Here is a 1184-nt window from a genome sequence, read left to right as displayed (position 1 = left end):
TGACCTGCCACGGGATTTTTCCTCCACCGTCGATTAGAGTCCGGCCCAACCTGAGGACGGACAATGAAGCGAACGAGATTCACGGACGAGCAGATCATCGGCATCCTGGCCGAGCATGAGGCAGGCGCAAAGTGCGCGGACCTGTGCCGCAAGCACGGCATGTCGGAAGGCACTTTCTACAACTGGAAGGCCAAGTTCGGTGGCATGACGGTGTCGGAGGCGAAGCGACTGAAGACGCTCGAGGATGAGAACGCCAAGCTCAAGAAGCTGCTGGCCGAGCAGATGCTCGATCTCGCCGCGATGAAGGAGCTGGTTTCAAAAAAGTGGTGACGCCTGCCGTAAAGCGCGAGGCGGTCGCGCATCTGAAGGCCCGGTTCGGGCTCTCGGAACGGCGGGCGTGCCGGGTTGCCGGGGCGGATCGCAAGATGGTTCGCTATCAGGCGCAGCGCGCGCCGGACACGGTGCTGCGCGGGCGGTTGCGGGAGCTGGCCAACGAGCGCCGACGGTTCGGCTATCGGCGCCTCTTCGTGCTGCTGCGGCGCGAGGGCGAGCCTTCCGGCATCAACCGGATCTATCGGCTCTACCGCGAGGAAGGGCTGACGGTGCGCAAGCGAAAGGCCCGGCGCAAGGCTATCGGGACGCGAGCCCCGATCCTGGTCGAGGCGCGACCCAATGCGCGATGGTCGCTTGATTTCGTTCACGACCAGTTCGCCAACGGTCAGCGTTTCCGGGTGCTCAACGTGGTCGACGACGTCACCCGTGAGTGCCTCGCGGCGATCCCGGACACCTCGATCTCGGGGCGGCGCGTCGCACGGGAGTTGACGGCCCTGATCGAGCGCCGCGGAAAGCCAGAAATGATCGTCAGCGACAACGGCACGGAACTAACCTCGAACGCCATCCTGCGCTGGTGCTCCGAGCGCCGGATCGAATGGCATTACATCGCGCCGGGCAAACCGATGCAGAACGGTTTCGTGGAGAGCTTCAACGGTCGGATGCGGGATGAACTTCTCAACGAGACCATGTTTCGTAACCTGGCCCACGCTCGGGTCGTAATCGCCGCCTGGGCGGCTGACTATAATACGGAACGCCCCCATTCCGCCCTGGACTACCAAACCCCGGCTGACTACGCGCGGAGCCTGACCACCGCAATCGCCCGCCCCGCTACGCGAGATGATAGCTCCGCG

At 64.1% G+C, this 1184-nt stretch carries 1 protein-coding gene; it reads left to right on the top strand.

What is annotated here, in order from left to right; genetic code table 11:
- Positions 1 to 63: 63 nt before the first annotated feature.
- A protein-coding gene (locus tag ACFOES_RS21035) for an IS3 family transposase (protein ID WP_377835691.1) occupies positions 64 to 1184 on the top strand; the annotation gives its coding sequence in 2 pieces (ribosomal slippage) (positions 64 to 316 and positions 316 to 1184; 1122 coding nt annotated over the 2 pieces). This gene is flagged as partial in the annotation.

It is taken from the genome of Acidimangrovimonas pyrenivorans (genome assembly GCF_042643245.1).
GTDB lineage: Bacteria > Pseudomonadota > Alphaproteobacteria > Rhodobacterales > Rhodobacteraceae > Acidimangrovimonas > Acidimangrovimonas pyrenivorans.
The sequence above is the reverse complement of the archived record's forward strand: the minus strand, read 5'-3'. Positions and strand labels throughout refer to the sequence as shown.